The organism is Mycobacterium sp. IS-1496, from assembly GCF_001499995.1.
Taxonomy (GTDB): Bacteria; Actinomycetota; Actinomycetes; order Mycobacteriales; family Mycobacteriaceae; genus Mycobacterium.
In genome coordinates this window covers 14,297-39,847 of the sequence record NZ_LQIU01000027.1, presented here as the reverse complement: position 1 = coordinate 39,847, position 25,551 = coordinate 14,297, and the positions used below count along the sequence as shown (strand labels likewise).

At 69.4% G+C, this 25,551-nt stretch carries 27 protein-coding genes; 16 read left to right on the top strand and 11 right to left on the bottom strand.

The features are described 5' to 3' along the window. Positions 1–34: 34 nt before the first annotated feature. The 3 genes from AU195_RS15515 to AU195_RS25250 all read left to right on the top strand — a co-directional run bounded on the left by AU195_RS15515 (position 35) and on the right by AU195_RS25250 (position 1,256). Complete coding sequence (locus tag AU195_RS15515; RefSeq protein WP_059159949.1) at positions 35–346, top strand: DivIVA domain-containing protein; 312 nt, start codon at positions 35–37, stop codon at positions 344–346. Next, the gene (locus AU195_RS15510; RefSeq protein WP_059159948.1) at positions 343–975 is read left to right on the top strand and encodes a DNA-3-methyladenine glycosylase I; all 633 of its coding nucleotides are present in this window, start codon (positions 343–345) and stop codon (positions 973–975) included. The genes AU195_RS15515 and AU195_RS15510 overlap by 4 nt, the downstream gene beginning before the upstream one ends. Positions 976–1,088: 113 nt before the next feature. Continuing rightward, complete coding sequence (locus tag AU195_RS25250) at positions 1,089–1,256, top strand: DUF3117 domain-containing protein (RefSeq protein WP_005059648.1); 168 nt, start codon at positions 1,089–1,091, stop codon at positions 1,254–1,256. 68 nt (positions 1,257–1,324) lie between these two features. Here AU195_RS25250 and glgA read toward each other — a convergent pair whose 3' ends face one another. Continuing rightward, positions 1,325–2,488, bottom strand: coding sequence for a glycogen synthase (gene glgA / locus AU195_RS15505; RefSeq protein ID WP_157531146.1), 1,164 nt, complete (start codon positions 2,486–2,488; stop codon positions 1,325–1,327). Between the two features lie 173 nt (positions 2,489–2,661). On the opposite strand from glgA, the gene glgC reads away from it, so the two are divergent. Then, positions 2,662–3,876, top strand: a complete 1,215-nt coding sequence (gene glgC, locus AU195_RS15500) for a glucose-1-phosphate adenylyltransferase (RefSeq protein WP_059159947.1) — start codon at positions 2,662–2,664, stop codon at positions 3,874–3,876. Between the two features lie 16 nt (positions 3,877–3,892). Here the strand turns inward: glgC and AU195_RS15495 are convergent, their stop codons facing one another. The 4 genes from AU195_RS15495 to AU195_RS15480 all read right to left on the bottom strand — a co-directional run bounded on the left by AU195_RS15495 (position 3,893) and on the right by AU195_RS15480 (position 7,898). Continuing rightward, the gene (locus tag AU195_RS15495; RefSeq protein WP_059159946.1) at positions 3,893–5,494 is read right to left on the bottom strand and encodes an ABC transporter permease; all 1,602 of its coding nucleotides are present in this window, start codon (positions 5,492–5,494) and stop codon (positions 3,893–3,895) included. Continuing rightward, positions 5,491–6,432: an ABC transporter ATP-binding protein gene (locus AU195_RS15490; RefSeq protein WP_059159945.1), complete on the bottom strand. Its 942-nt coding sequence runs from the start codon at positions 6,430–6,432 to the stop codon at positions 5,491–5,493. The genes AU195_RS15495 and AU195_RS15490 overlap by 4 nt, the downstream gene beginning before the upstream one ends. Next, positions 6,395–7,081: a TetR/AcrR family transcriptional regulator gene (locus AU195_RS15485; RefSeq protein WP_059159944.1), complete on the bottom strand. Its 687-nt coding sequence runs from the start codon at positions 7,079–7,081 to the stop codon at positions 6,395–6,397. The genes AU195_RS15490 and AU195_RS15485 overlap by 38 nt, the downstream gene beginning before the upstream one ends. A gap of 130 nt (positions 7,082–7,211) precedes the next feature. Beyond that, positions 7,212–7,898 carry an O-methyltransferase gene (locus tag AU195_RS15480; protein ID WP_059159970.1) on the bottom strand — a complete coding sequence of 229 codons (687 nt, stop codon included), beginning with the start codon at positions 7,896–7,898 and terminating at the stop codon, positions 7,212–7,214. Positions 7,899–8,076: 178 nt separating this feature from the next. Here AU195_RS15480 and sigE point away from each other — a divergent pair, with 178 nt between their 5' ends. From sigE to tatB, 4 genes are all read left to right on the top strand, one after another. Next, positions 8,077–8,859, top strand: coding sequence for an RNA polymerase sigma factor SigE (sigE, locus tag AU195_RS15475; protein ID WP_059159943.1), 783 nt, complete (start codon positions 8,077–8,079; stop codon positions 8,857–8,859). 86 nt (positions 8,860–8,945) lie between these two features. After that, complete coding sequence (gene rseA, locus AU195_RS15470; protein WP_059159942.1) at positions 8,946–9,344, top strand: anti-sigma E factor RseA; 399 nt, start codon at positions 8,946–8,948, stop codon at positions 9,342–9,344. Between the two features lie 73 nt (positions 9,345–9,417). Further along, a complete protein-coding gene (gene htrA / locus AU195_RS15465; protein ID WP_059159941.1) occupies positions 9,418–10,908 on the top strand; it encodes a serine protease HtrA in 1,491 nt (496 codons plus the stop codon). Continuing rightward, positions 10,908–11,321: a Sec-independent protein translocase protein TatB gene (tatB, locus tag AU195_RS15460; protein ID WP_059159940.1), complete on the top strand. Its 414-nt coding sequence runs from the start codon at positions 10,908–10,910 to the stop codon at positions 11,319–11,321. Before htrA ends, tatB begins: the two co-directional genes overlap by 1 nt. Before the next feature lie 4 nt (positions 11,322–11,325). On the opposite strand, the gene AU195_RS15455 is transcribed toward tatB, so the two are convergent. The 4 genes from AU195_RS15455 to AU195_RS15440 all read right to left on the bottom strand — a co-directional run bounded on the left by AU195_RS15455 (position 11,326) and on the right by AU195_RS15440 (position 15,820). After that, positions 11,326–12,471 (bottom strand): Mrp/NBP35 family ATP-binding protein, encoded by a 1,146-nt coding sequence (locus tag AU195_RS15455; protein WP_059159939.1) that lies wholly within the window; start codon positions 12,469–12,471, stop codon positions 11,326–11,328. A 58-nt stretch (positions 12,472–12,529) separates the two neighbouring features. Continuing rightward, positions 12,530–13,885, bottom strand: coding sequence for a lytic transglycosylase domain-containing protein (locus AU195_RS15450; protein WP_059159938.1), 1,356 nt, complete (start codon positions 13,883–13,885; stop codon positions 12,530–12,532). A gap of 127 nt (positions 13,886–14,012) precedes the next feature. Further along, a complete protein-coding gene (locus AU195_RS15445; protein ID WP_059159937.1) occupies positions 14,013–14,528 on the bottom strand; it encodes a DUF1003 domain-containing protein in 516 nt (171 codons plus the stop codon). Further along, a complete protein-coding gene (locus tag AU195_RS15440) occupies positions 14,525–15,820 on the bottom strand; it encodes a magnesium transporter MgtE N-terminal domain-containing protein (protein WP_059159936.1) in 1,296 nt (431 codons plus the stop codon). The genes AU195_RS15445 and AU195_RS15440 overlap by 4 nt, the downstream gene beginning before the upstream one ends. A 25-nt stretch (positions 15,821–15,845) precedes the next feature. Here AU195_RS15440 and AU195_RS15435 point away from each other — a divergent pair, with 25 nt between their 5' ends. Further along, entirely contained in the window at positions 15,846–16,832 is a 987-nt protein-coding gene (locus AU195_RS15435; protein ID WP_059159935.1) for an HpcH/HpaI aldolase/citrate lyase family protein, read from the top strand. Here the strand turns inward: AU195_RS15435 and AU195_RS15430 are convergent, their stop codons facing one another. Continuing rightward, positions 16,833–17,426 (bottom strand): DUF4190 domain-containing protein, encoded by a 594-nt coding sequence (locus AU195_RS15430; RefSeq protein ID WP_059159934.1) that lies wholly within the window; start codon positions 17,424–17,426, stop codon positions 16,833–16,835. A gap of 104 nt (positions 17,427–17,530) precedes the next feature. Between AU195_RS15430 and AU195_RS15425 the strand changes: the two genes are divergently transcribed. The 6 genes from AU195_RS15425 (at position 17,531) to AU195_RS15400 (ending at position 23,218) form a co-directional block, all read left to right on the top strand. Beyond that, entirely contained in the window at positions 17,531–18,058 is a 528-nt protein-coding gene (locus AU195_RS15425; RefSeq protein WP_059094253.1) for a YflT domain-containing protein, read from the top strand. A gap of 178 nt (positions 18,059–18,236) precedes the next feature. Then, positions 18,237–19,634, top strand: coding sequence for an ABC transporter substrate-binding protein (locus AU195_RS15420; protein WP_059159969.1), 1,398 nt, complete (start codon positions 18,237–18,239; stop codon positions 19,632–19,634). Between the two features lie 8 nt (positions 19,635–19,642). Next, the gene (locus AU195_RS15415) at positions 19,643–20,569 is read left to right on the top strand and encodes a carbohydrate ABC transporter permease (protein WP_059159933.1); all 927 of its coding nucleotides are present in this window, start codon (positions 19,643–19,645) and stop codon (positions 20,567–20,569) included. A 12-nt stretch (positions 20,570–20,581) separates the two neighbouring features. Further along, positions 20,582–21,406: a carbohydrate ABC transporter permease gene (locus AU195_RS15410; protein WP_172800599.1), complete on the top strand. Its 825-nt coding sequence runs from the start codon at positions 20,582–20,584 to the stop codon at positions 21,404–21,406. A 4-nt stretch (positions 21,407–21,410) separates the two neighbouring features. Continuing rightward, positions 21,411–22,628, top strand: coding sequence for an ABC transporter ATP-binding protein (locus AU195_RS15405; protein ID WP_059159931.1), 1,218 nt, complete (start codon positions 21,411–21,413; stop codon positions 22,626–22,628). Next, positions 22,625–23,218, top strand: coding sequence for a suppressor of fused domain protein (locus AU195_RS15400; RefSeq protein WP_059159930.1), 594 nt, complete (start codon positions 22,625–22,627; stop codon positions 23,216–23,218). Before AU195_RS15405 ends, AU195_RS15400 begins: the two co-directional genes overlap by 4 nt. Here AU195_RS15400 and corA read toward each other — a convergent pair. After that, a complete protein-coding gene (gene corA, locus AU195_RS15395; RefSeq protein ID WP_082703078.1) occupies positions 23,215–24,246 on the bottom strand; it encodes a magnesium/cobalt transporter CorA in 1,032 nt (343 codons plus the stop codon). The genes AU195_RS15400 and corA overlap by 4 nt on opposite strands. 91 nt (positions 24,247–24,337) lie before the next feature. Between corA and AU195_RS15390 the strand changes: the two genes are divergently transcribed. After that, entirely contained in the window at positions 24,338–25,543 is a 1,206-nt protein-coding gene (locus tag AU195_RS15390; RefSeq protein WP_059159929.1) for an NAD(P)-dependent malic enzyme, read from the top strand. The last annotated feature ends 8 nt before the right edge of the window (positions 25,544–25,551 follow it).

Below are 25,551 nucleotides of genomic sequence, written 5' to 3'. Positions count from 1 at the left end.
AGCGCTGTCACACCGGTCAGGCAGTATCGGTGTCGTGACGCTGATTCTGCTCTACCTGGTGGTGCTCATCCTCGTGGCCGTCGTGCTGTTCGGGGTGGGCAGTGTGCTGTTCGGCCGGGGCGAATCCCTGCCGCCGCTCCCGCACGCCACCACCGCGACGGTGTTACCGGCCTCCGGCGTCACCGGCGCCGACGTCGACGCGGTGAAATTCACCCAGACGCTGCGCGGCTACAAGGCCGGCGAGGTCGACTGGGTGCTCGACCGGCTGGGGCAGGAGATCGACGCGCTGCGCGGTGAACTGGCCGCGGTGCGCGCCGCCGCCGACATGGCCGAGGACTCCCCGTGACCGTCACCGCCGGGGGTGGGCCCGTCGACGACGGGCGGGTCCGGTGCGGCTGGCTCGACGGATCCCGGCTCGCCGCAACGGATTTCGAGCTCTACCGGGACTATCACGATTTCGAGTGGGGCCAACCGGTTCGCGAGTCGCCCGCGCTGTTCGAGCGGATCAGCCTGGAGGCCTTCCAGAGTGGTCTGTCGTGGCTCATCATCCTGCGTAAGCGGGAGAACTTCCGGCGGGCGTTCGACGGCTTCGACATCGAACGGGTCGCCGGCTACACCGACCGCGACGTCGAGCGGCTGATGGCCGACACCGGAATCGTCCGCAACCGCGCGAAGATCGAGGCGACGATCGCCAATGCCCGCGCGGCCACCGCCCTCTCCGACGGCGGGGTCGACCTCGCGCAGTTGCTGTGGTCGTTCGCACCGGCCCGACGCGCCAGGCCCGCGACCTTGTCAGAGGTGCCCGCGGTGACCCCCGAATCGACCGCCATGGCCAAGGAACTCAAACGCCGTGGATTCCGATTCGTCGGTTCCACGACCGCCTACGCCCTCATGCAGGCAACCGGAATGGTCGACGACCACGTCGTCACATGCTGGGTGCGGCCGGCCACCGAGGCGCCCCGACACAGCGGTTAAAACGGGTCTTTGCACACGTGGTCGCGCGGATAGGGAACAATGGAGGAGTTGAGTGCCGGTTCCGCCGAGAGGTGGGCGGCCTGGCGGTTGGTTCAGTGTGGAGGGAGCTCTCGATGGCGGCGATGAAGCCCCGGACCGGTGACGGTCCCCTGGAAGCAACCAAGGAGGGGCGCGGCATCGTGATGCGGGTACCACTGGAAGGTGGTGGCCGGCTCGTCGTCGAATTGACTCCCGACGAGGCGGCTGCGCTGGGCGACGAATTGAAGAACGTCACCAGCTAGCAGTTTTCGTCCTTCCCGGCGCGGCGGCCTTCGAGCCCCGCGCCGGACCCCGACTGCCTGTCGGTCGGCTACTCCGACACCTTGCGGTAGATCTCCATGGTCTGCTCGGCGATGTGGGCCCACGAGAACTCGGCGATGCACCGCTCGCGGCCCGCGGCGCCGTACGCCCGGGCCCGCTGCGGTTCGGCGACCAGTGAATTGACGGCATCGGCCAACCGGGTCTCGAAGAATCCGGTGTCGTTCGCGTCGTAGTGCACCAGCAACCCGGTCTGGTGGTCGGCGACGACCTCGGGGATTCCGCCCACATCGGAGGCGACCACCGCCGTCCCGCACGCCATGGCCTCGAGGTTGACGATGCCCAGCGGCTCGTAGACCGACGGGCACACGAAAACTGTTGCCGCCGAGAGTATTTCGCGGATCTTGCCGATGGGCAGCATCTCGCGGACCCAGAACACCCCGGTACGGGCCCGAGCCAGCTGCTGCACCGCGGCCGTCACCTCCGCCGCGATCTCCGGGGTGTCGGGGGCGCCGGCGCACAACACCAGCTGCACCTCGGGGGCGAAGTGGTGGGCGGCGGCGACCAGGTGCGCCACCCCCTTCTGCCGGGTGATGCGGCCGACGAACGCGACGATCGGCCGGCCGGGATCCACGCCGAGTTCGGCCAGCACCGACTCGCCCGGCTCGGGCTGGGTGGGATACCAGACGTCGGTGTCGATGCCGTTGCGCACCACGTGCACCCGGCCGGGGTCGAGCGCGGGATAGGTCTTGAGCACGTCGTCGCGCATCCCGGAGCTCACCGCGATCACCGCGTCGGCGGCCTCCACCGCCGTCTTCTCCACCCATGACGACACCCGGTAGCCGCCGCCGAGCTGTTCGGCCTTCCACGGCCGCATCGGCTCCAGCGAATGCGCGGTCAGCACGTGCGGGATGCCGTACAGCAGCCCCGACAGATGGCCGGCGAGCCCGGCGTACCAGGTGTGGGAGTGCACGACCGTGGCGCCCCCGGCGGCGTTGACCATGTTCAGGTCCGCCGACAGTGTGGACAACGCCGGATTGGCGCCAGCCAGCGCCGGGTCGGGTGCGGCGACGAAGGCATCCGCGCGCGGTGCCCCCATGCAGTGCACGTCGACCTCACACAGGCGGCGCAACTGCGCGACGAGTTCGGTGACGTGTACGCCTGCTCCGCCGTAGACCTCGGGTGGGTACTCCCGAGTCATCATCGCCACCCGCATGGGTACGACGGTAGTGGTCGCACCCCGCTGACGACAGTCCGGTTCGCGAACGCGATTGCCGCGGATGCCTGCGGGTATGCCAACTGTCGAAATCGACGTTCTACCACCCGCGAACGCGTGACCAAAGGTGTCAATGGCTGGCCCCAGTCCCCGGCGCCGGATAGGTTTGAGACATGAGGGAATTGCCACACGTGCTGGGCATCGTCCTGGCCGGCGGGGAGGGCAAGCGGCTGTATCCGCTCACGGCGGACCGTGCCAAGCCGGCGGTTCCCTTCGGTGGGGCGTACCGGCTCATCGACTTCGTGCTGTCGAACCTCGTCAATGCGCGCTACCTGCGGATCTGCGTTCTCACCCAGTACAAGTCGCATTCGCTGGACCGGCACATCTCGCAGAACTGGCGGCTGAGCGGCCTGGCCGGCGAGTACATCACCCCGGTTCCCGCGCAGCAGCGGCTCGGACCCCGCTGGTACACCGGTTCGGCCGATGCGATCTACCAGTCGATGAACCTCATCTACGACGAGGATCCGGACTACATCGTGGTGTTCGGCGCCGACCACGTCTACCGGATGGACCCCGAGCAGATGGTCCAGTTCCACATCCAGAGCGGGGCGGGCGCGACGGTCGCCGGGATCCGGGTGCCGCGGTCGGAGGCCAGCGCGTTCGGGGTCATCGACGCCGACGAATCGGGCCGCATCCGCAGCTTCGTCGAGAAGCCCGCGGACCCGCCCGGGACACCGGACAACCCCGACGAGGCGTTCGTGTCGATGGGCAACTACATCTTCACGACCAAGGTGCTCATCGACGCCATCCGCGCCGACGCCGACGACGACGACTCCGATCACGACATGGGCGGCGACATCATCCCGCGCCTGGTGTCCGACGGGATGGCCGCGGTCTACGACTTCAGCAACAACGAGGTGCCCGGCGCGACCGAACGCGACCACGGCTACTGGCGCGACGTCGGAACGCTCGACGCGTTCTACGACGCACACATGGATCTGGTGTCGGTACACCCGATCTTCAACCTGTACAACAAGCGCTGGCCGATCCGCGGTGAGTCCGAGAACCTCGCGCCCGCCAAGTTCGTCAACGGCGGTTCGGCGCAGGAGTCGGTGGTGGGCGCGGGCAGCATCATCTCCGCGGCCTCGGTCCGCAACTCCGTGCTGTCGTCCAACGTCTACATCGACGACGGCGCGATCGTCGAGGGCAGCGTCATCATGCCCGGCACCCGGATCGGTCGGGGGGCGGTCGTCCGGCACGCGATCCTCGACAAGAACGTCGTCGTCGGCCCGGGCGAGATGGTCGGCGTGGACCTCGAGAAGGACCGGGAACGGTTCTCGGTCAGCGCGGGTGGCGTCGTTGCGGTCGGTAAGGGCATCTGGATCTGAACGGCCGCTGACCGGCTCAGATCGCGTCGCGACGGCGGTACAGCCACCCGGCCAGCGCCGTGAACGCCGCGGCCACCACACCCATGACCACCATCGCCGTCACCGGATAGTCGGTGGGGGCGGTCGTCTGCAGGACCGGTGACGCGTCGAGCAGCCACTGCGGCAGCCGCAGCAGCGCCCCGAGGTACAGCGAGACGACGATGAACGCCACCGCCAGCCAGGCGACCCACGGCCGGCGCACCGCAACGGCCAGCGCCGCGACACCGGCGACCACCGCGAGCGCGGGCACGAACGCCAGCCCGGCGACGGTGAGCTTGCCGATGGTCGCCGGTTCGCCGAGCGTCAGACCGGCACCCAGCCCGTTGCCGAGTCCCGCGCCCAGCATCAGCAGCGTGGCCCCCAGGATCGCGGCGGCCACCGCGCCGAGCAGCCAGCGCCACCGGGACACCGCTGCGGCCAGCACGGCTTCGCCGGTGCCCGACTGTTCGTCGGCGTGCACCCGCAACACAGCGCTCACCACGTATGCGGTCGCCGCGGCCGCGAGGAACTGCGTCATCGTCGTGTAGACGCCGTCGTTGCCCTGCACGGCGAGCACCCGGGCCAGCAGGTCGTTGGTCGCCGCGGCGTCGATCAGCGATTTCGTCATCGAGCCGAACGCCAGTCCGCCGAGAAACAGGCCGACACCCCAGCCGACGGTCAGGCCGCGCTGCAGCGTCAGGTGCAGACCCAGCACGCCGCGGATGGCCGGGGCGCCGGGCCGGTCACCGGTGGTGGGCAGCGTGCCGTCGTCGTACTGCCTGCGGTTCTCGAGGTACGCGGCGAGCGCGATGAGCGCGACGGTGACGGCGACGAGCAGGGCGAGCGGCCACCAGCGCAGCGCGACGAACGCCCGCATCTGCTGCGCCCAGGCGATGGGGGACAACCAGCTCAGCGCGCTTCCCGAGTTGTCGATGACGTCACCGATCCCGCGGACCAGCGCGGCTGCCGCCAGCACCCCCATCGCGGCGCCGGTCGCCGCCCGGGCCTGCCGCCACAGCTGGGCGGTGACCGCGGCGACGGCGCCGAAGAGCATCGACACCGCGGTGACGCCGAGGCACATCGCGAAGGTGTCCACGAACGCGAAACCCGCCGCCGACATCGCCACCGCCATCGTGACGGTGAGCACGGCGTTGACCGCCCCGACCAGGATGAGTGCCGCGGTCGTGCGCGCGTAGCGGCCGACCACCGAGGACAGCACCAGTTCCGCTGCGCCGCTTTCCTCTTCGGCCCGAGTGTGCCGGATGACGGTGAGGATGGACAGGATCGAGGCGGCGACGATCAGCGTGAGCATCAGCTCGTTGGCCATCATCGCGCCCAGGTCGGTCTCGCGAACGCCGAACATGGGTCCGCCCATGATGATTCCCGCAGGCGTCTTCATCAGGTTCACCCGGGCCAGCCGCTGTGGCTCGTCGGGATAGGCGAGTTTCACCGCGTTCGGGGCGTAGACCATCATCAGTGTCAGCACGGCGATCCAGACGCCGAGCCGCACTCGGTCGCGGCGCAGCGCGAGCCGAATCAGTTGGCCCACACCGGTGTACGGGGAGGCCGTGCGGGCCGGTGTCGCCACGGTGGTGGTCATCGCCCGGCCCCCGCGTATTCGCGAAGGAACATGTCCTCGAGTGATGCGGGGGTGACCGTGAGTTCGGTGATCCCCAGCTCGGACAACCGGGCCATGGCCGCGTCGAGATCCGCGCGGTCCACCGCGAACCTGGCACCGCCGTCGACCGTCGTGAACTCGTGGACGAACGGGGCGTCGCGCAACGCGGCGGCGTCGCCGCGGATTCGCGCGGTCACCGTGGTGCGCATCAGGTGGCGCAGTTCGTCGAGTGGTCCCGAGCGCACGGTGCGGCCCGCCCGGATGATCGTCACGGTGTCGCAGAGCTTCTCGACCTCGGCGAGGATGTGGCTGGACAGCAGGACCGCCGCCCCGTCGCGGGCCACCTCCCGGACGCAGTGCTGAAAAGCCTTCTCCATCAACGGGTCCAGACCGGACGTCGGTTCGTCGAGGATGAAGAGGTCGGCGCCGGTGCTGAACGCGGCGACCAGGGCCACCTTCTGCCGGTTGCCCTTGGAGTAGGTGCGGGCCTTCTTGTGCGGGTCGAGTTCGAAGCGTTCGATCAGTTCGTCGCGGCGGCGGGTGTCGAGCGCGCCGGGGCCGCGCAGCCGGGCGAGGAAGTCGATGGCCTGCAGGCCGGTGAGGTTGGGCCACAGTGTGACATCGCCGGGTACGTAGGCGATGCGGCGGTGCAGGTCGACCGCGTCGCGCCATGGGTCCCCGCCGAGCAGGCGCACCTCGCCCGCGTCCGCGCGCAGCAACCCGAGCAGGACGCGGATCGTGGTGGACTTACCCGACCCGTTGGGGCCGAGGAATCCGGCTATGTCACCGGGGGACACGCTCATGTCCAGGCCGTCGAGCGCGCGGGTGCGGCCGAACGTCTTGACCAGTCCGCGGATCTCGACGGCGCGTGGGGCGGTGCCCTCAGGCCGTCGCGGGGACCTGCTCGTCTGAACCGTCATCACCGTCTCCTTGGTGTGTGAGAAGGGCGTCGCGTTGTGCGAGGAAGGCGTCGTACATCGTCGAATCGGCCATCAGCCCGTTGGTGTAGAGCTCGAGCGCGGGCAGGACCATGTCGGAGGAGTAGTCGCGCAGGACCCGGCGCAGGTCGGTCGGGTCGTCGTGCATCTGCAGGTACAGCAGGAAGCCGCCGCCGTTGGCCATCGCCAGGAAGCGGGCCCGGGCACTGGGGTCGTGGCTGGGTTTGACGGTGCCCGCCCTGACCCCCTCGTCGAGATACTGCTCGACGTTGTCGATCATGCGCCGCCACAACGTCTTCGCGAGGTCGCCGCCGGACTGCATGCTGCGCACCAGGTAGGCCATCAGCGGGGCGTACGACTCGATCTCGGCCATCTGCGCCAGCCAGGTGGCCGGGTCGTTGCTCTGGATCGACGCCGACTTCCCACTGCGGATCTCCTCGGTGACGTAGTCGTCGCACGCCTTGCGAAGACCGTCCTTGGAGCCGAAGTGGTGGATCACCAGAGCGGCGCTCACCCCGGCGGATTCGGCGATCGTGCGCACCCCGACGCGGAAGCCGTGCTGGCCGAACTGCTCGATCGCCGCATCGCGGATGCGGGCGAGGGTGGTGCGGTCCTCCGCGGCTGAACGCATGTTCAATATGCTAAACGCGCGTTCAGTCGCGGGTCAAGGCCTGGACACGCATCGCGCCGAGATCGACGAAATGGCGGCGACTACTCGCACTTTTGCGCCCGTTTGTTCGTTTCGGCGCAGGGGGAAAGCTTCAGTCGCGGGCGGCGGCGAGCAGCCCGTCGCCGAGCGGGATCAGCACCGGCGTGAGGCGTTCGTCCTCGGCGATCAGCCGGGCCGCCTCACGGACGGCGCTGACCTCGGCGTCGTTGGCCCCTGCGTCTCCGGCGCGGCCGCCGAGCGCGGCGCGGTGCACGACGATCGCCCCGCCGGCGCGCAGCAACCGCACCCCCTCGACCACGAACTGCGGCTGATCGACCGGATCGCCGTCGATGAACACCAGGTCGTAGGACTCGTCGGCCAGCCGGGTCAGCACGTCCTGGGCGCGACCGCTGATCAGTCGCGTCCGCCCCGGCCCGATGCCGGCCTCGGCGAACGCCTGCTTGGCGATGCGCTGGTGCTCGGGTTCGACGTCGATGGTCGTCAGCACGCCGTCCTCGCGCATACCCGACAGCAGCCACAGCCCGCTCACGCCCGCGCCGGTGCCGACCTCCACGACCGCCTTCGCCTCGGTCAGCCGTGCGAGCACGGACAGCAGAGCCCCCACCGCGGGCGTGACCGCCCCGGCGCCGATATCGACCGCACGGTCGCGGGCCGCCGCGACGATCGCGTCCTCGGAGATGGACTGTTCGGCGTGCGCGACGATCGCTTCGGCGCGGCTGGGTCGCTCTTGACCCCGGGGGTCGTGTCGCTGACCCGCCGGGTCGTCGGTGCTGGCCATGCCCGCACTGTAGAGCGCGGCCACGAGGCGCGCGCCCGCGACACGCCCGCACGGCAACGTGTGATGTACGTCCAATCGGGCCTGTTTTCGCAGGTGAACAAACGGGTATCCGGCATTCTCAGGGAACGTTCATATTGCTCATATCGCTCCCACACCCCGTTCGGGAACGGTGGCTGGCATGGAACACGGGAGGCGTCTCCGCTTCGGGAATAGGAACCCCGCCGATCGTGTTGCGCACAGTGACCAGCCGACGACCATGACCGACGCCGGCCATGACTGCGCCGGCCTTGACTTGGAGGATCCGACGACCACCACGACTGCGGCGGCGCAAGCCGCTCCCGTTTCGATGGCGCATCTCGAACAGTTCAGCGATTCGGACTGGGTCGAGCCGACCGACGAACTCACCGGGACGGCCGTGTTCGACGCCACCGGCGACAAGACGACGATGCCGTCCTGGGACGAGCTCGTGCGTCAGCATGCCGACCGGGTGTACCGGCTGGCCTACCGCCTGTCGGGTAACCAGCACGACGCCGAGGACCTCACGCAGGAGACGTTCATCCGCGTCTTCCGCTCCGTGCAGAACTATCAGCCCGGCACCTTCGAGGGCTGGCTGCACCGCATCACCACCAACCTGTTCCTCGACATGGTGCGGCGCCGAGGTCGCATCCGCATGGAGGCGCTGCCCGAGGATTACGACCGGGTGCCCGCCGACGATCCGAACCCGGAGCAGATCTACCACGACTCCCGGCTCGGACCGGACCTGCAGGCCGCGCTCGATTCGCTGCCGCCGGAGTTCCGCGCCGCGGTCGTCCTGTGCGACATCGAAGGTCTGTCCTACGAGGAGATCGGCGCCACGCTCGGCGTCAAGCTCGGCACGGTCCGCAGCCGGATCCACCGCGGCAGGCAGGCGCTGCGTGACCACCTGGCCCGTCACGCGCCGGACGCCGCCGCATCCGCCTGATCACGATGTCCTGGCGGACCGGTCCGCGCTACATTCGTGGGAGCGGTGACGTACAGACCGGTGAGCGAACCGAGAGGAGTCAGGTGATGGTCGATCCCGGGCATGTGTTCCGGCGGGCGTTCTCCTGGCTCCCCGCTCAGTTCGCGTCTCAGAGCAACGCCCCGGTGGGCGCACCCCGCCAGTTCGGCTCCACGGAGCATCTGTCCATCGAGGCCGTCGCGGCCTTCGTCGACGGGGAACTGAGCATGACCGCGCACATGCGGGCGGCCAACCATCTGTCGCTGTGTCCGCAGTGCGCCGCGGAGGTCGACGCGCAGGGCCAGGCCCGCAAAGCGTTGCGGGACTCGCAGCCGATCGCGATACCGAACACGCTGCTCGGAATGCTGTCGCAGATCCCGCAGCACATGCCGCATTCACCGGTCGAGGAAGCCGAGCAGTCGAAGTTTGCTGACGACCCTACGCGTGACCGGCGCAGACGCCGGTAGGCTGAGTTCTGAGGAGTCGAGCAGCGCCTGCGCCCGGCCATGCCGGGCGCTCCGATAGAGAGTGATACCACCGGTGACCAATCAGGACCAGGCCAGCCGACGCATGGCACCTCGCCCCGTCGAGCGTCCCCCGGTCGACCCGGCGGCCCAACGCGCCTTCGGCCGGCCCAGCGGTGTCAGCGGTTCATTTCTCGGTGTCGACGAATTCCGTGGCCAGGGCGAGTACACCCCGACGAACAAGGCGCCCGACCCGGTGCTGGCCGAAGCCTTCGGCCGTCCGCCGTACGCCGGTGCCGACTCCCTGCAGCGCCACCCGGCCGACGCCGGAGCGCTCGACGCCGAACGCGGCGACACCGGCGACATCGAACCGGATCCATGGCGCGACCCCAACGCCCCCGTCGCGCTGGGCACCCCGGCCGTCCACGCACCTGCGCCGGCGCACGCCCCTGCCCAGGTCGGCAAGCTCGGTGTCCGCGACGTGCTCTTCGGCCGCAAGGTGTCCTACGTCGGCCTCGCCATCCTCCTGCTCACCGCGTTGATGGTCGGCGCGCTCGGCGGCTGGGTCGGCAACAAGACGGCCGAGACGGTGCAGGCGTTCACCACCTCGAAGGTGACGCTCGAGACCAGCGACAGCGGTGACCCGCCGGAGGGCCGCATCACCAAGGTGGCCGACGCGGTCGCCGATTCCGTGGTGACCATCGAGGCCAAGAGCGACCAGGAGGGCTCCCAGGGCTCCGGTGTGGTGATCGACGGCCGCGGCTACATCGTCACCAACAACCACGTCATCTCCGAGGCGGCCACCAACCCCGCCAAGTACAAGATGTCCGTCGTGTTCAACGACGGCAAAGAGGTGCCCGCCAACCTCGTCGGCCGCGACCCGAAGACCGATCTGGCCGTGTTGAAGGTCGACAACATCGACAACCTCACCGTCGCCAAGATGGGCGACTCGGACACACTGCAGGTCGGCGAGGAGGTGATCGCCGCGGGCGCCCCGCTGGGTCTGCGCAGCACCGTCACCTCCGGCATCATCAGCGCCCTGCACCGGCCGGTCCCGCTATCGGGCGACGGCTCCGACACCGACACCGTGATCGACGGTGTGCAGACCGACGCGTCGATCAACCACGGCAACTCCGGCGGCCCGTTGATCGACATGGACGCCAACGTGATCGGCATCAACACCGCAGGCAAGTCGCTGTCGGACAGCGCCAGCGGCCTGGGCTTCGCGATCCCGGTCAACGAGGTCAAGACCGTCGTCGAGGCGCTGATCAGGGACGGCAAGATCTCCCACCCGACGCTCGGCCTGACCGCGAAATCGGTCAGCAACGACGTGGCCTCCGGCGCCCAGGTCGCCAACGTCAAGGCGGGCAGCGCCGCCGAGCGGGCCGGCATCCTGGAGAACGATGTGGTGGTCAAGGTCGGCAGCCGCGACGTCGCGGACGCCGACGAGTTCGTGGTCGCGGTGCGTCAGCTCAAGATCGGCGAACCCGCGCCGATCGAGGTCGTCCGCGACGGCCGCCCGGTGACGCTGACGGTCACGCCCACGCCTGACGCCAGCACCGACTGATGTTCGCGAACATCGGTTGGGGGGAGATGCTGATCCTGGTGATCGCCGGGCTGGTGATCCTGGGACCCGAACGGCTGCCCGGAGCGATCCGCTGGACCTCGAGCGCGCTGCGCCAGGCCCGCGACTACGTCAGCGGTGCGACCTCCCAGTTGCGTCAGGACTTCGGCCCCGAGTTCGAAGACCTCCGCGAACCCATCACCGAACTGCAGAAGCTGCGCGGTATGACCCCGCGCGCGGCGCTGACCAAACACCTGCTCGACGGCGACGATTCGTTCTTCACCGGGAAGTTCGATCAGCAGAACGGCACACCGGCCGCCGGTCGGGAGAAGCCGGTCACCCCGGTCAGCCCGCCCGCCGCGGCCACCCCGCCGGGCGAGTCGACCGCGACGCCGTTCGACAGCGACGCCACGTAGCGGTTCAGCGTCCTGCGGGATCCAAGCCGAGCGACATGCCGGCCAGCCCGCGTTTGCGTGCCGACAGCGCGTCGGCGATACCGCGCAGTTCCTTACCCGCCGGTGAGTCGGGCGCCGAGAGCACCAACGGCACGCCCGAGTCGCCCGCGGCGACCAGCGCCGGATCCAGCGGGACCCGACCGAGCAGCGGTACGTCGGCGCCGACGGCGCGGGTCAGCCGCTCGGCGACCTGACGGCCTCCGCCCTCACCGAACAGCTGCATCGTCGTCCCGTCGGGCATCAATAGGCCCGACATGTTCTCGACGACGCCGACGATGCGCTGGCGGGTCTGCAGGGCGATCGCGCCGGCCCGCTCCGCCACCTCGGCCGCCGCGAGCTGCGGTGTGGTGACCACGAGGATCTCCGCGCCCGGGATCAGCTGGGCCACGGAGATCGCCACGTCACCGGTGCCCGGGGGCAGGTCGAGCAGCAATACGTCCAGGTCGCCCCAGAACACGTCGGCGAGGAACTGTTGTAACGCCCGGTGCAGCATCGGGCCGCGCCACACCACCGGGGTGTTGCCCTGGGTGAACATCGCGATCGAGATGACCTTCACCTCGTGCGCGATGGGCGGCAGGATCATCGAGTCGACCTGGGTGGGCCGGTCGGTGGTGCCCATCATGCGGGGCACCGAATGGCCGTAGATGTCGGCGTCGAGCACCCCCACGGACAGGCCGCGGGCCGCCATGGCCGCGGCGAGGTTGACCGTGACGCTCGACTTGCCGACCCCGCCCTTACCGGAGGCGACGGCGTAGACGCGGGTGAGCGAACCGGGCTGGGCGAACGGGATCACCGGCTCGCGGGGGTCGCCGCGCAGCTGTTTGCGCAGTTCGGCGCGCTGCTCGTCGTTCATCACGTCGAGGCTGACCCGGACCGCACCGGTGCCGGGCACGTCGGCGACCGCCCGCTGGACCTGTTCGGTGATCTCGGCGCGCTTCGGGCACGCCGCGGTGGTGAGGTACACCTCGACGTGGACCGAGCCGTCACCGGGATCGACGGTGACGTTCTTGACCATGCCGAGCTCGGTGATCGGTCGGCGCAGTTCGGGGTCGATCACCTTGGCCAGTGCGGCACGGATCGCCGTCTGGCGCTCATCGGAATTCTGGGACATCACCTGCGAGTCTAGGCCGACCCGGCAGGCCGTTCCCACACGCGGGCGGTGCCGCCGGTCAGGCCAGCGGACCAGGGGCCGGACCGGTCGGTGCCGGGCCGGGCAGAGGAGCCGCCGGCACGGCGGCCGGTCCAGGGGCGGCGGGCGCCGGGACGGGACCCGGGGCCGGACCCGAGGCGGGCGCGGCGGGCGGGCCGGGAAGCGCCGGCCCTGGGACCGGAGCCGCGGGCAGCACCGGTCCGGGTGCGGGCGCGGCGGCCGGTGCGGGCTTGTCCTCCAGGCAGAAGACCACGCAGCTCGGCTGCGGCGCCGGGGGCGGAGCCATCCACGGCGGCACCCAGGGCGCGGGCGCGCCGGGCGCCGGGGCGGTGGTCGCCGGCGCCTCCGGGGCGGGGCCGGGGAGCGGGCCGAGCCGCTGTCCGGGCGCGAAGCCGGGCACGTTGGTGCCGGGCATCCGGCTGGCGTCGGTGCGGGTCAGCAGCGGTACCAGGGCCAGCGGATCGTCGGCGGGCAGGCCCATCGCGTTGACCGGGGTGCCCGGGCCCAGACCATCGGCGCCGTTGGTGTGGGAGGCTCCGAGCGCGGGGACGGGTCCGTTGATCGGGGGCAGGTCCACCGGCACCACGCCGGTCGCATAGCCGCCGGCCCAGCTGAGCACGTTGCGGGCGTAGGCGACCGAGTTGTTGTACCGCAGGATCGCCGACATCACCTGGGACGGGTCGCGCAGGTTCAGCCCGCCGCTGCACAGGTAGCGGGCGGCGGCCAGCGTCGAGTCGTAGAGGTTCTGCACGTCGGCCTTGCCGTCGCCGTCACCGTCGGAGGCGTAGCGGGCCCAGGTGCCGGGCAGGAACTGCATCGGCCCCATCGCCCTGGCGTAGGTCACCCGGTTGGCGTTGCGGCTCAGCTCGATGACCTCGTTGCCGGGCAGGGTGCCGTCCAGCGCGGGACCGTAGATCGGGTTGACCGCGGTGCCGCGGGAGTCCGTCGCGCCGCCGGAGGCGTGCCCGGATTCGATGCGGCCGATCCCGGCCAGCAGGTTCCAGCTCACCCCGCAGTTCGGGGCGGCGGCGGCCATCATCCGTTCGGCGTTGCGGTAGGCGCTCAGTGCCATGGCGGGGATCCGCATGTGGCCCGGGGAGTTGACGACCACGGCCGGAGGCGGCGAGGACACGGTGGACGCGGCGATGCGGAACGCGCTCGGCCCCTTCTTGACCGCCACGACGGACGGACCCGGGGGGTTCTGCGGAGCTTTCGCGACGGCCGCCAGCGGCGTGACCGCGGCGTTGCTCACCGAATGCTGCAATGTCGGCGCGGACGCGCCGACGGCGCCTGCCAGCACCAGCGGCGCGATGATGACCACTCCGGCGGCGGGCTTGCGTAGTGCCTTGACCGCGCGGCGCCGGGCCGCCGTCACCGCGGCTGTTCCCCCTATGTGCACTCCAACCGTCCTAAGCGTCTGCGCTGGCCCGACCCAGGTGTGTGAACCAAGTCACCATACATACCTCGTGTCACGTCCGTTGCAGCAATGCAACAAAACCGATTCAGCCGGTCCGCTTGGCCCGCCGGTCCTCACCGTCGTTCGCGGCGATCAGCGTCGCCACCATGTCGCGTAGTTCTTCCAGCTCACGCCGCAGGTAGTCGCGGGTGGCGACCTCACCGACGGCCAACCGCAACGCGGCCAGTTCGCGGGCCAGGTACTCGGTGTCGGCCTTGGTCTGCGCGGCGCGCCTGCGGTCCTCGTCCAGCGAAACCCGGTCGCGGTTCTCCTGGCGGTTCTGCGCCAGCAGGATCAACGGCGCGGCGTAGGCCGCCTGGGTGGAGAACGCGAGGTTGAGCAGGATGAACGGATACGGGTCCCACTGCAGGGAGACGGCGAAGAGGTTGAGCGCGATCCAGACGATCACGATGATCGTCTGCACCGCCAGGTAACGGCCCGTGCCGAGGAAGCGCGCGACCCGCTCGCCGAACTGGCCGACCGCCTCCCGGTCCACGGTGAACGAGATGCGACGCGGGCTACGCGGGGTGTCCAGCCGTCCGCGCGCCGACAAGTCGCTCATGTCGTCCCTTCGGTGCGGGTCAGTTCGGGCTCGGTGACCCGTTCGCGCCAGTCGTCCGGCAGCAGGTGGTCGAGGACATCGTCGACGGACACCGCGCCCAGCAGGTGGTTCTCCTCGTCGACGACCGGACCGCAGACGAGATTGTAAGCCGCGAAGTACCGCGTCACCGCGCCGAGGGAATCCTGCGGGCTCAGGCTGGGCAGGTCGGTGTCGAGGATCCCGCTCACCAGCGTGGCGGGCGGCTCCCGCAGCAGCCGCTGCAGGTGCACACACCCGAGGTAGTGGCCGGTCGGCGTGGCGGTGGGCGGGCGCGCGACGAACGCCAGCGACGCCAGCGCGGGCGTCAGGTCGGGATCGCGCACCCGGGCCAGCGCCTCGGCAACCGTGACGTCCGGGGCCAGCACCACCGGTTCGGAGGTCATCAGACCGCCCGCGGTATCGGGGGAGTGGCTCAGCAGACGGCGCACGTCCTCGGAGTCCTCGGGATCCATGCGGCGCAGCAGCGTTTCGGCGTCGGCGGGTGTCATGGAGCCGAGCAGGTCCGCGGCGTCGTCGGGATCCATCGCCTCGAGCACGTCGGCGGCGCGGTCGGTCTTGAGCTGACGCAGCACGTCGGCCTGGTCGTCGACCGGCAGCTCCTGCAGCACGTCGGCGAGGCGCTCGTCGTCGAGGGCGTTGACCACCTCGTAGCGGCGCTTGGCGGGCAGTTCCCGGATGGCCTCGGCCACCTCGACCGGCCGCTGGCCCTCGAACTGCTCGAGCAGTGAGGCCACCCCCTGATCGGGCATCGCCAGACCGGACGGCGTCAGGCCGTGCACGTGCGCCCATTCGACGACGTGGATGTTGGACCGCCGGCCCAGCCGCCGCTGTGTGCGCACCGCGACGCGGGTCACCAGCCAGTCACGGGTCCGGCTCTGCTCGATGCCGAGATCGACCACCACGACGTCGATTCCGGCGAGCTGGGTCAGGTCGGGGTCCTCCACACGCACCCGGGTGTCGAGGACCTGACCGACCACCAGCACCTCACCCGGGCGCTGGACGAACTTGCGCAGGGACACATTGGCCGTGGTGAGCGTGACCGCGCTGGGCTCGATCGCAGTGACCCGCAGAATCGGCACGAAAATCCTTCGGCGGGTGAGCAATTCGACGACGAGTCCCAGGACGCGCGGCTGCTGGCGGACGATGCTGATGCTGATCACGATGTCGCGCACACGGCCGATCGACTCGCCGTCGGGGCCCAGCACGACCATTCCCGCGAGTCGTGCCGCGTAGACCCTGTTCACCGCCGCCATGACTCAAAGGGTAGAGAGTAGAGCCGTGAACCACGCGATTCGACCCCGCGAACCCGACGAATCCGCCCGGCCGCGCCGGACGTGCCTCTCGGTGCCGGGCAGCAGCGCGAAGATGATCGACAAGGCCAAGGGGTTGCCTGCCGACGAGGTGTTCCTCGACCTCGAGGACGCCGTCGCACCGGAGGCGAAGGCCGAAGCGCGCACCCGTGTCGCGGTGGCGCTGGCCGAATCCGGTTGGGGCGGACAGTTACGCGGCGTGCGGGTCAACGACTGGACGACGCCGTGGACCTACGCCGACGTCATCGAGGTGGTGTCGACCGCCGGTGTGCACCTCGACCTCATCGTGTTGCCCAAGGTCACCGACGTCTCCCACATCCACGCGTTGGATCTGCTGCTCGGCCAGTTGGAGACGACGCACGGGCTGCCCGTCGGGCGCATCGGCATCGAGGCGCAGATCGAGAACGCCGAGGGGCTGACCAACATCGACGCGATCGCCGCGGGGCCGCGGATGCAGGCGCTGGTGCTCGGCCCCGCGGATCTGATGGCGAGCCTCAACATGCGCACGCTGGTCGTCGGCGAACAACCCGAGGGCTACGACGTCGGCGACGCCTACCACCACATCTTCATGCGCATCCTCATCGCCGCCCGCACTCACGGGATCCACGCCATCGACGGACCGTTCCTCAAGGTGCGCGACGTCGAGGCGTTCCGCCGGGTGGCGGGCCGGTCGGCGGCGCTGGGATTCGACGGCAAGTGGGTGCTGCACCCGGACCAGATCACCGCGGGCAACGAGATCTTCAGCCCGCGCCAGCAGGACTACGACCACGCGGAGTTGATCCTCGAAGCCTACGAGTGGCATACGTCCGGCGCCGGCGGCGCCCGCGGCGCGGTGATGCTGGGCGACGAGATGATCGACGAGGCCAGCCGCAAGATGGCGCTGGTGATCGCGGCCAAGGGGCGGGCCGCCGGGATGACGCGCCAGGGCGAACCGTTCCGCCCGCCCGACCGCTAGTCAGGGGTTCATGAGGACGACGGCCATGAGGAGCCCGGCGAGCAGCGACACCGCTCCGACGGCGATCCCGGCGATGGCCAGGCCCTGACCCTCTTCCTGGTTCTGCTTGATCTGGTTGAGCGACACCAGGCCGAGCGCGATGCCGGCCACGGAGCCGATGCAGCACACGAAGCCGATCAGCGAGGCCACCAGCGACCAGATCGCCAGCGAGTTGGTCTTCTGGCCCGCACCGTATCCGCCGGCGTAGGACGGGTATCCGGGCGGCGGCGGGGGATAGCCGGCGGGCGTGTCGAACGGGGCGCCGTACCCGCCGTAGGGCTGGTACCCGGGCGGCGGAGGCGGATACCCCGGCTGCTGGTACCCGGGCGGCTGGTATCCGGGCTGCTGGAAGTCCGGCTGCGGATAACCGGGCTGCTGGTAGCCGGGCTGTTCATACCCGGGCTGGTAGCCGGGTTGCTCGAATGCGGGCGGCGGCGGATAGCCGGGTTGCTCGCCGTAGGCGGGTGTTTCGTAGCCGCCGGCGGGCGGTTCGGCGCCGCTGGGGCCGGGTTCGGCCGCTGACGAGGTCTCGGGGTCGCGGTCCGGGGTCGTCATGATCTCAACCTAGCGCACCGGGTGGGCACGAATCGGGCCTCTGAGACGTTGATCTGGTGAGAACCCGCTGCCGAATCCGGCGTCCTAGAGGAGAATGACGAGCGATGACGAGTCCTTTCCAATCCGGGCCGACACCGGGCGCGCCACCCACCTCACCGGCAGGCGCGCGTGGGGTGCCCGCCGCGCTGCCCACCCCGCCCAAGGGGTGGCCGGTCGGGTCCTACGCGACCTATGCGGAGGCGCAGCGCGCGGTCGACTACCTCTCGGATCAGCAGTTCCCCGTACAGCAGGTGACCATCGTCGGGGTCGATCTGATGCAGGTGGAACGCGTGACCGGCCGGCTGTCCTGGCCGAAGGTCCTCGGCGGCGGGGTGCTGACCGGTGCGTGGCTGGGTCTGTTCATCGGCCTGATCCTGGGGTTCTTCAGCCCGAACCCGTGGAGCGCACTGCTCACGGGCCTGATCGCGGGTGTGTTCTTCGGTCTCATCACATCCGCGATCCCGTACGCGATGGCCCGCGGCACAAGGGATTTCAGCTCGACCATGCAGCTGGTCGCCGGCCGCTACGACGTGCTGTGCGATCCGAAGAACGCCGAACAGGGCCGGGATCTGCTGGCGCGCTTGACGATCTGAGGTGGGCGACGCATCCGCGGCGCGGATGACACGACCAGGTCACGATCGGGGGCGAATCCACCGCCCGACCCGCCGAAGTGTTGCACATCACGCGCGTCTCCCTCTACGGTTTGCGCGCGGGAAGTTCCCCGCCGGGGCCGCTCGGAGCGGCTGAAGGGGAACAGACGGGAGGCTGGTGGTGCGCGCTCGGCGGCTAGGTGCTGCAGCAGTCGCCGCGCTGGCGACCGCGTCGATGGTTTCGGCGTGTGGATCCGGCGGCGACGGAAAAGTCATCAACCTGTACACCTCGGCCAACGAACTCGCCACGTTCACGGCGCTGGCCAAGCGGTGTACCGAAGAACTCGACAACGGGTTCACGGTGCGGCAGGTCAGCCTGCCCAAGAGCGCCGACGAGCAACGGCTCCAGCTCGCGCGGCGGCTGACCGGTAACGACAAGACGCTCGACATGATGGCCATGGACGTCGTGTGGACCCCCGAGTTCGCCGAGGCCGGCTGGATCGTCCCGCTCTCCGAGGATCCCGCGGGCCTGGCCGAACGGGATGCGACCACCGACACGCTGCCCGGCCCGCTGGAGACCGCCACGTGGCAGGACAAGCTCTACGCGTCGCCGATCACCACGAACACCCAGGTGCTCTGGTACCGCGCCGACCTGATGCCCGCCCCGCCCGGCAACTGGGACGCCATGGTCGCCGAGGCCACCCGGCTGCACGAGGCCGGCCAGCCGAGCTGGATCGCGGTGCAGGGCAAGCAGTACGAGGGTCTGGTCGTGTGGTTCAACACGCTGCTGGAGAGCGCCGGCGGGCAGGTGCTCTCCGACGACGGCACCACGGTCACGTTGACCGACACACCCGAACACCGGGCCGCCACCGTCAAGGCGCTGCAGGTCATCAAGTCCGTCGCCACCGCCCCGGGCGCCGACCCGTCGATCACCCAGACCGACGAGAGCACCGCGCGCCTGGCGCTCGAGCAGGGCAAGGCCGCACTCGAGGTGAACTGGCCGTTCGTGCTGCCGTCGATGCTGGAGAACGCGGTCAAGGGCGGTGTGGGCTTCCTCCCGCTCGACCAGCGTCCAGACCTGACCAGCGCCATCAACGAGGCGGGCACCTTCTCGCCGAGCGACGAGCAGTTCCGCACGGCCTACGACGCCAGCCGCGAGGTGTTCGGATTCGCGCCCTTCCCTGAGGTCAACCCGGGCACGCCCGCGAAGGTGACGCTCGGCGGTCTCAACCTGGCCGTGGCGAAGACCTCCCAGCACAAGGCGGAGGCCTTCGAGGTGATGCGGTGCCTGCGCAGCCCGGAGAATCAACGGACCACCTCTGTGGAGGGCGGTCTGCCCGCGGTGCGGGCGTCGCTGTACGACGATCCCGCATTCCAGGCGCGGTATCCGCAGTACGACATCATCCGCAGGCAGCTGATCGACGCCGCGGTGCGTCCAGCCAGCCCGCAGTACCAGGCCGTGTCGACGCGGATCTCGGTGACGCTGGCGCCGATCAACCAGATCGATCCGGAGCGCACCGCTGACGAACTGGCCGAGCAGGTCCAGAAGGCGATCGACGGCAAGGGGCTCATCCCGTGACAGCCACTGTGGACCAAGCACCGGCCACCGCAGCGCCGACCGCGACCAGCGGCGGCACCGACGACGAGAAATCCGAGCGGCGGCTGGCCTTCCTGCTGATCGCTCCCGCGGTCATCCTCATGCTGGCGGTCACCGGCTACCCGATCATCTACTCGGTGTGGCTGAGCCTGCAGCGCTACAACCTCGCCACCCCCGACGACACCGAGTTCGTCGGCCTGCAGAACTACGTCACCGTGCTCACCGACGGCTACTGGTGGAGCGCACTGGCGGTCACGCTGGGCATCACGATCGTCTCGGTGGCCATCGAATTCGTGCTCGGCATGGCGCTGGCGCTGGTGATGCACCGGACCATCTTCGGCAAGGGCGTGGTCCGCACCGCGATCCTCATTCCGTACGGCATCGTCACCGTCGCCGCGTCCTACAGCTGGTACTACGCCTGGACCCCGGGCACCGGGTACCTGGCCAACCTGCTGCCCGAAGGCAGTGCGCCGCTGACCGAACAGCTACCGTCGCTGGCGATCGTCGTGCTCGCCGAGGTGTGGAAGACGACGCCGTTCATGGCGCTGCTGCTGCTCGCCGGTCTGGCGCTGGTGCCGCAGGATCTGCTCAACGCCGCGCAGATGGACGGTGCCGGCTCGTGGAAGCGGTTGGTGAAAGTCATTCTGCCGCTGATCAAACCGGCGATCCTGGTGGCGCTGCTGTTCCGTACGCTCGACGCGTTCCGGGTGTTCGACAACATCTACGTGCTGACCCAGGGCGCCAACAACACCGGTTCGGTGTCGATCCTGGGTTACGACAACCTGTTCAAGGCGTTCAACCTCGGTTTGGGCTCGGCGATCAGCGTGCTGATCTTCCTGTGCGTGGCGATCATCGCGTTCATCTTCATCAAGCTGTTCGGCGCGTCGGCCCCCGGGTCAGAGGAGGAAAGGCGCTAGATGAACGAGCGGGTGACTGCCGGGCGGGCGACGGGATGGGCCGTCGTCAACGTCCTCGTCGTGCTCTACGCGCTGTTCCCGGTGCTGTGGATCCTGAGCCTGTCGCTGAAGCCGACCTCGAGTGTCAAGGACGGCAAGCTGATCCCGACGGAGATCACGTTCGCCAACTACAAGGGCATCTTCAACGGCGACGCGTTCAGTTCGGCGTTGTTCAACTCGATCGGCATCGGCCTGATCACCACCGTCATCGCGGTGCTGGTCGGCGGGATGGCCGCCTATGCGGTGGCGCGGCTGGCGTTCCCCGGGAAGAAGCTGCTCGTCGGTGTCGCGCTGCTGATCGCGATGTTCCCCCAGATCTCCTTGGTCACACCGCTGTTCAACATCGAGCGCTCACTCGGCCTGTTCGACACGTGGCCGGGCCTGATCATCCCGTACATCACGTTCGCGCTGCCGCTGGCGATCTACACGCTGTCGGCGTTCTTCCGCGAGATCCCCTGGGATCTGGAGAAGGCCGCGAAGATGGACGGTGCCACACCGGCGCAGGCGTTCCGGAAGGTGATCGCCCCGCTCGCGGCGCCCGGCATCGTCACCGCCGCGATATTGGTGTTCATCTTCGCGTGGAACGACCTGCTACTCGCGCTGTCGCTGACGGCCACGCAGCGGGCCATCACGGCGCCGGTGGCGATCGCGAACTTCACGGGCAGTTCCCAGTTCGAGGAGCCGACCGGGTCGATCGCGGCGGGCGCGATGGTGATCACGATCCCGATCATTGTCTTTGTTCTCATCTTCCAGCGACGAATCGTCGCCGGGTTGACGTCCGGTGCGGTGAAGGGGTAGCGCGATGGCCGAAATCGTCTTGGACAAGGTGACCAAGAGTTATCCGAACGGCGCGACGGCGGTGAAGGATCTGTCGATCACCATCGCCGACGGCGAGTTCATCATCCTGGTCGGACCGTCCGGGTGCGGGAAGTCGACGACGCTCAACATGATCGCCGGGCTGGAGGACATCTCCTCGGGTGAACTGCGTATCGGCGGGCAGCGGGTCAACGACAAGGCGCCCAAGGACCGCGACATCGCGATGGTGTTCCAGTCCTACGCGCTGTACCCGCACATGAGCGTGCGGCAGAACATCGGGTTTCCGCTGACGCTGGCCAAGGTCAAGAAAGAGGAGATCAACGCCAAGGTCGAGGAGACCGCGAAGATCCTCGACCTGACCGAACTGCTGGACCGCAAACCCGGTCAGCTCTCCGGTGGGCAGCGCCAGCGGGTGGCGATGGGACGCGCGATCGTGCGCAACCCCAAGGCGTTCCTGATGGACGAGCCGCTGAGCAACCTCGACGCGAAACTGCGTGTGCAGATGCGTTCGGAGATCTCGCGGTTGCAGAACCGGCTGGGCACCACCACCGTCTACGTCACCCACGACCAGACCGAGGCGATGACGCTCGGCGACCGTGTCGTGGTCATGCTGTCGGGCGTCGCGCAGCAGATCGGCTCGCCCGAGGAGCTCTACAACCGCCCGGCGAACCTGTTCGTCGCCGGCTTCATCGGCTCACCCGCGATGAACTTCTTCCCGGCGTCGCTGACCGACGTGGGGGTGCGGCTGCCCTTCGGCGAGGTGACGCTGACCCAGGAGGCGCACGACCTGATCAACCGGCGCGGTAAGCCGAAGAACATCATCGTCGGTGTCCGCCCCGAACACCTCGAAGACTCCTCGGTGCTCGACGGCTACGCCCGTATCCGCGCGCTGACGTTCGAGGTCACCGCCGACATCGTGGAATCGCTGGGGGCGGAGAAGTACGTGCACTTCCGCACGGAGGGCGCCGGCGCGCAGTCCGACCAGCTGGCCCAGCTCGCCGTCGAATCCGGCCAGGGCGAGAACGAGTTCGTGGCGCGGGTGTCCACCGAGTCCCCGGTCCGCCAGGGCGCCACCATCGAACTCGCGCTCGACACCTCGAAGCTGGTGATCTTCGACGGCGATTCGGGGGAGAACCTGACGATCCCCGACGAGCGGTCCACGGAGGCGCCGACGATCGTGGAACCGGCCAAGCCCGAAGAGTGACCGATGTCCTGAGCGCGGTGCGCGCCCACCTGGGCGAGCACTTCCGGCGGGTCGGCATCACGAGCGAACCCGCCTCCGCCAGCGTGACCTTTCTGGGCACCGAGCGGATCGAGGTGCTGCGGTTCGGGCCGGACGACGACGGCGTCGCACACTACGTCTCGCTGGGGTGTTCGCGGCATCCGATGTTCGACCCGACCGAACTGGTGACCGATCCGGTCCACGGACCGCGCGCCGAAGTCGTTGTCGCCCTTCGGGGTCCGACGCCCAAGGGGTTGTCCCGCTCGCTGGCGGTGTTGGCCGCCGCACCCGCCGTCGAAGGTCTGGTGCTCGAGGCCGACGCGTTGATCGACCTCGAGACACCGCTGTGGGAACCCTCCCCGTTCACCGCATTCCTGTTGGGGCGCAGCGAAATCGAGGACATCCCGCTACCCGGCCCGATGCCGGCGGTGACGGTCTTCTCGGCCACCCCGATCACCCCGACGGAGGCCGCGTGGGTGCGCCTCAAGGGTGCCGACGCGATGCGGGAGGCGTGGACGACAGACGGGGTAGACGTGCTGGATCCCGACCGTAGGGCGGCCAGCCCGAGCTAGAGCCAGTCGTTGTGGCGGAAGGTGCGGTACAGCAGCGCGCACACCGTCACCATGACCAGCAGCACCGCGGGATAGCCCCACTGCCAATGCAGTTCGGGCATGTGGTCGAAGTTCATCCCGTAGACCCCGGCCATCGCGGTGGGAACCGCGGCGATCGCCACCCACGCCGAGATCTTGCGCATGTCGACGTTCTGCTGCATCGCGACCTTGCCGAGCGCGGCCTGCACCAGCGAGCTGAGCATGTCGTCGTAGCTGCCGATCCGGTCGGAGGCGCGGATGTTGTGGTCGAGGACGTCGCTGAGGTAGCGCCGCACCTCGATCGAGATCAGGTCCTCGAGATCGGTGATCCGCTGCAGTGCCGGCGTGAGCGGCGCGACGGCCCGGCGCAGTTCCACCACCTCCCGCTTCAGGAGGTAGATGTTCTCGATATTGGTGCGCGACCGCGGCGAGAAGATCTCCTCCTCCATCGCGTCCATGTCGGTCTCCACCATCTCGGTGACCTCGAGGTAACTGTCGACCACCTGGTCGGCGATCGCGTGCATCACCGCGTACGGCCCCAGTGACAGGCTCGCCGGGGAGTCCTCGAGGCGGCGGCGGACACCGGTCAGCCCGCTGTGGTCGCCGTGGCGGACGGTGACGACGAAGTCGCGGCCGACGAACATCATGATCTCGCCGGTCTCGACGATCTCGCGGACCTTCGCCATCGAATCGTGCTCGATGTACTTCACGGTCTTGAGCACCAGGAACAACGTGTCGTCGTAGCGTTCGACCTTCGGACGCTGGTGGGCGTGCACGGCGTCCTCGACGGCGAGTTCGTGCAGCCCGAACACGTCGGCGACCGTCTGCATCTGGGGCTCATCGGGTTCGTGCAGACCGATCCACACGAACGCGGTGCGGCCCTGGTGCGCCAGGTCGTGCGCGCGCTCCAGCGCGGAGGCGTGGGTGAACGTGCCCGGCAGGCGCTCGCCGTCGCAGTACACCGCGCAGTCGACGACCGCCCGGGCCACCGAGACGTGGGAAGACGGCATCCGGGAATGGTACGCGCCCGACCCGCCCGCCAGGACCTCACCGAGGGGTGAGCATGGCCGGTGAGAACTGAGGGTCCGATAGTGTTCACTCGTGGCTGAAACAGTTGTTGGTTCCTCGCGCGAGCGCTCGTCAGCGGTTCCCACCCCGCAGGTCGTCATCGATGACGAGGAGATCTTCGCCGCCCACGAGGGCGGCAAACTCTCGGTGGAGCTCAAGGCGCCGCTGGACACCCAGCGGGCGCTGTCGATCGCCTACACCCCGGGTGTCGCGCAGGTGAGCCGCGCCATCGCGAAGGACCCCGCCCTGGCCGCCAGGTACACGTGGGCCAACCGGCTCGTCGCCGTCGTCAGCGACGGCAGCGCGGTGCTCGGCCTCGGCGACATCGGCGCGGCCGCGTCGCTGCCGGTGATGGAGGGCAAGAGCGCGCTGTTCAAGACGTTCGGCGGGCTCGACTCGATCCCGATCGTGCTCGACACCAAGGACCCCGACGAGATCGTCGAGACGCTGGTGCGGCTGCGCCCGACGTTCGGCGCGGTCAACCTCGAGGACATCTCGGCGCCGCGCTGCTTCGAGATCGAACGCCGCGTCATCGAGGCGCTCGACTGCCCGGTCATGCACGACGATCAGCACGGCACCGCGATCGTCGTCCTCGCCGCGCTGATGGGTGCGGCGCGGGTGCTCGACCGGGACATGACCGGGCTGCGGGTGGTGATCTCCGGCGCCGGCGCCGCAGGCGTCGCGTGTGCCAACATCCTGCTGGCCGCGGGCATCGCCGACGTCACCGTGCTCGACAGCAAAGGCATCGTCCACAGCGGGCGCGAGGACCTGAACTCCTTCAAGGCCGAACTCGCCGAACGCACCAACCCCGCGGGCCGCACCGGCGGAGTCGCCGAGGCGCTCGACGGCGCCGACATGTTCCTCGGGCTGTCGGCCGGTGTCGTGGCGGAGGAGCTGATCGCCACGATGGCGCCGGGCGGCATCGTGTTCGCGCTGTCCAACCCCGACCCGGAGATCCACCCCGACGCCGCGCGCAAGTACGCCGCCGTGGTGGCGACCGGCCGCAGCGACTTCCCGAACCAGATCAACAACGTGCTGGCGTTCCCCGGCGTGTTCCGCGGCGCGCTCGACGCCGGGGCGCGACGGATCACCGAGCGGATGAAGGTGGCCGCGGCCGAGGCGATCTTCTCGGTGGTCGGGGACGACCTGGCCGTCGACCACATCGTGCCCAGCGCACTCGATCCGCGGGTGGCCCCGGCGGTGGCCGCCGCGGTCGGTGCGGCCTCGCAGGTCGGCTGAGCCGCACC

Coding starts and splice junctions, on each gene's coding strand:
- AU195_RS15490 (WP_059159945.1), bottom strand. CDS start 6,432: ATGACGGTTCAGACGAGCAGGTCCCCGCGACGGCCTGAGGGCACCGCC.
- AU195_RS15480 (WP_059159970.1), bottom strand. CDS start 7,898: ATGGCCAGCACCGACGACCCGGCGGGTCAGCGACACGACCCCCGGGGT.
- glgC (WP_059159947.1), top strand. CDS start 2,662: ATGAGGGAATTGCCACACGTGCTGGGCATCGTCCTGGCCGGCGGGGAG.
- AU195_RS15445 (WP_059159937.1), bottom strand. CDS start 14,528: ATGAGCGACTTGTCGGCGCGCGGACGGCTGGACACCCCGCGTAGCCCG.
- sigE (WP_059159943.1), top strand. CDS start 8,077: ATGGAACACGGGAGGCGTCTCCGCTTCGGGAATAGGAACCCCGCCGAT.
- AU195_RS15405 (WP_059159931.1), top strand. CDS start 21,411: ATGGCCGAAATCGTCTTGGACAAGGTGACCAAGAGTTATCCGAACGGC.
- AU195_RS15495 (WP_059159946.1), bottom strand. CDS start 5,494: ATGACCACCACCGTGGCGACACCGGCCCGCACGGCCTCCCCGTACACC.
- AU195_RS15485 (WP_059159944.1), bottom strand. CDS start 7,081: ATGCGTTCAGCCGCGGAGGACCGCACCACCCTCGCCCGCATCCGCGAT.
- corA (WP_082703078.1), bottom strand. CDS start 24,246: ATGCCGTCTTCCCACGTCTCGGTGGCCCGGGCGGTCGTCGACTGCGCG.
- AU195_RS15440 (WP_059159936.1), bottom strand. CDS start 15,820: ATGGCGGCGGTGAACAGGGTCTACGCGGCACGACTCGCGGGAATGGTC.
- AU195_RS15455 (WP_059159939.1), bottom strand. CDS start 12,471: ATGTCCCAGAATTCCGATGAGCGCCAGACGGCGATCCGTGCCGCACTG.
- AU195_RS15425 (WP_059094253.1), top strand. CDS start 17,531: ATGACGAGTCCTTTCCAATCCGGGCCGACACCGGGCGCGCCACCCACC.
- AU195_RS15430 (WP_059159934.1), bottom strand. CDS start 17,426: ATGACGACCCCGGACCGCGACCCCGAGACCTCGTCAGCGGCCGAACCC.
- tatB (WP_059159940.1), top strand. CDS start 10,908: ATGTTCGCGAACATCGGTTGGGGGGAGATGCTGATCCTGGTGATCGCC.
- rseA (WP_059159942.1), top strand. CDS start 8,946: ATGGTCGATCCCGGGCATGTGTTCCGGCGGGCGTTCTCCTGGCTCCCC.
- AU195_RS25250 (WP_005059648.1), top strand. CDS start 1,089: ATGGCGGCGATGAAGCCCCGGACCGGTGACGGTCCCCTGGAAGCAACC.
- glgA (WP_157531146.1), bottom strand. CDS start 2,488: ATGCGGGTGGCGATGATGACTCGGGAGTACCCACCCGAGGTCTACGGC.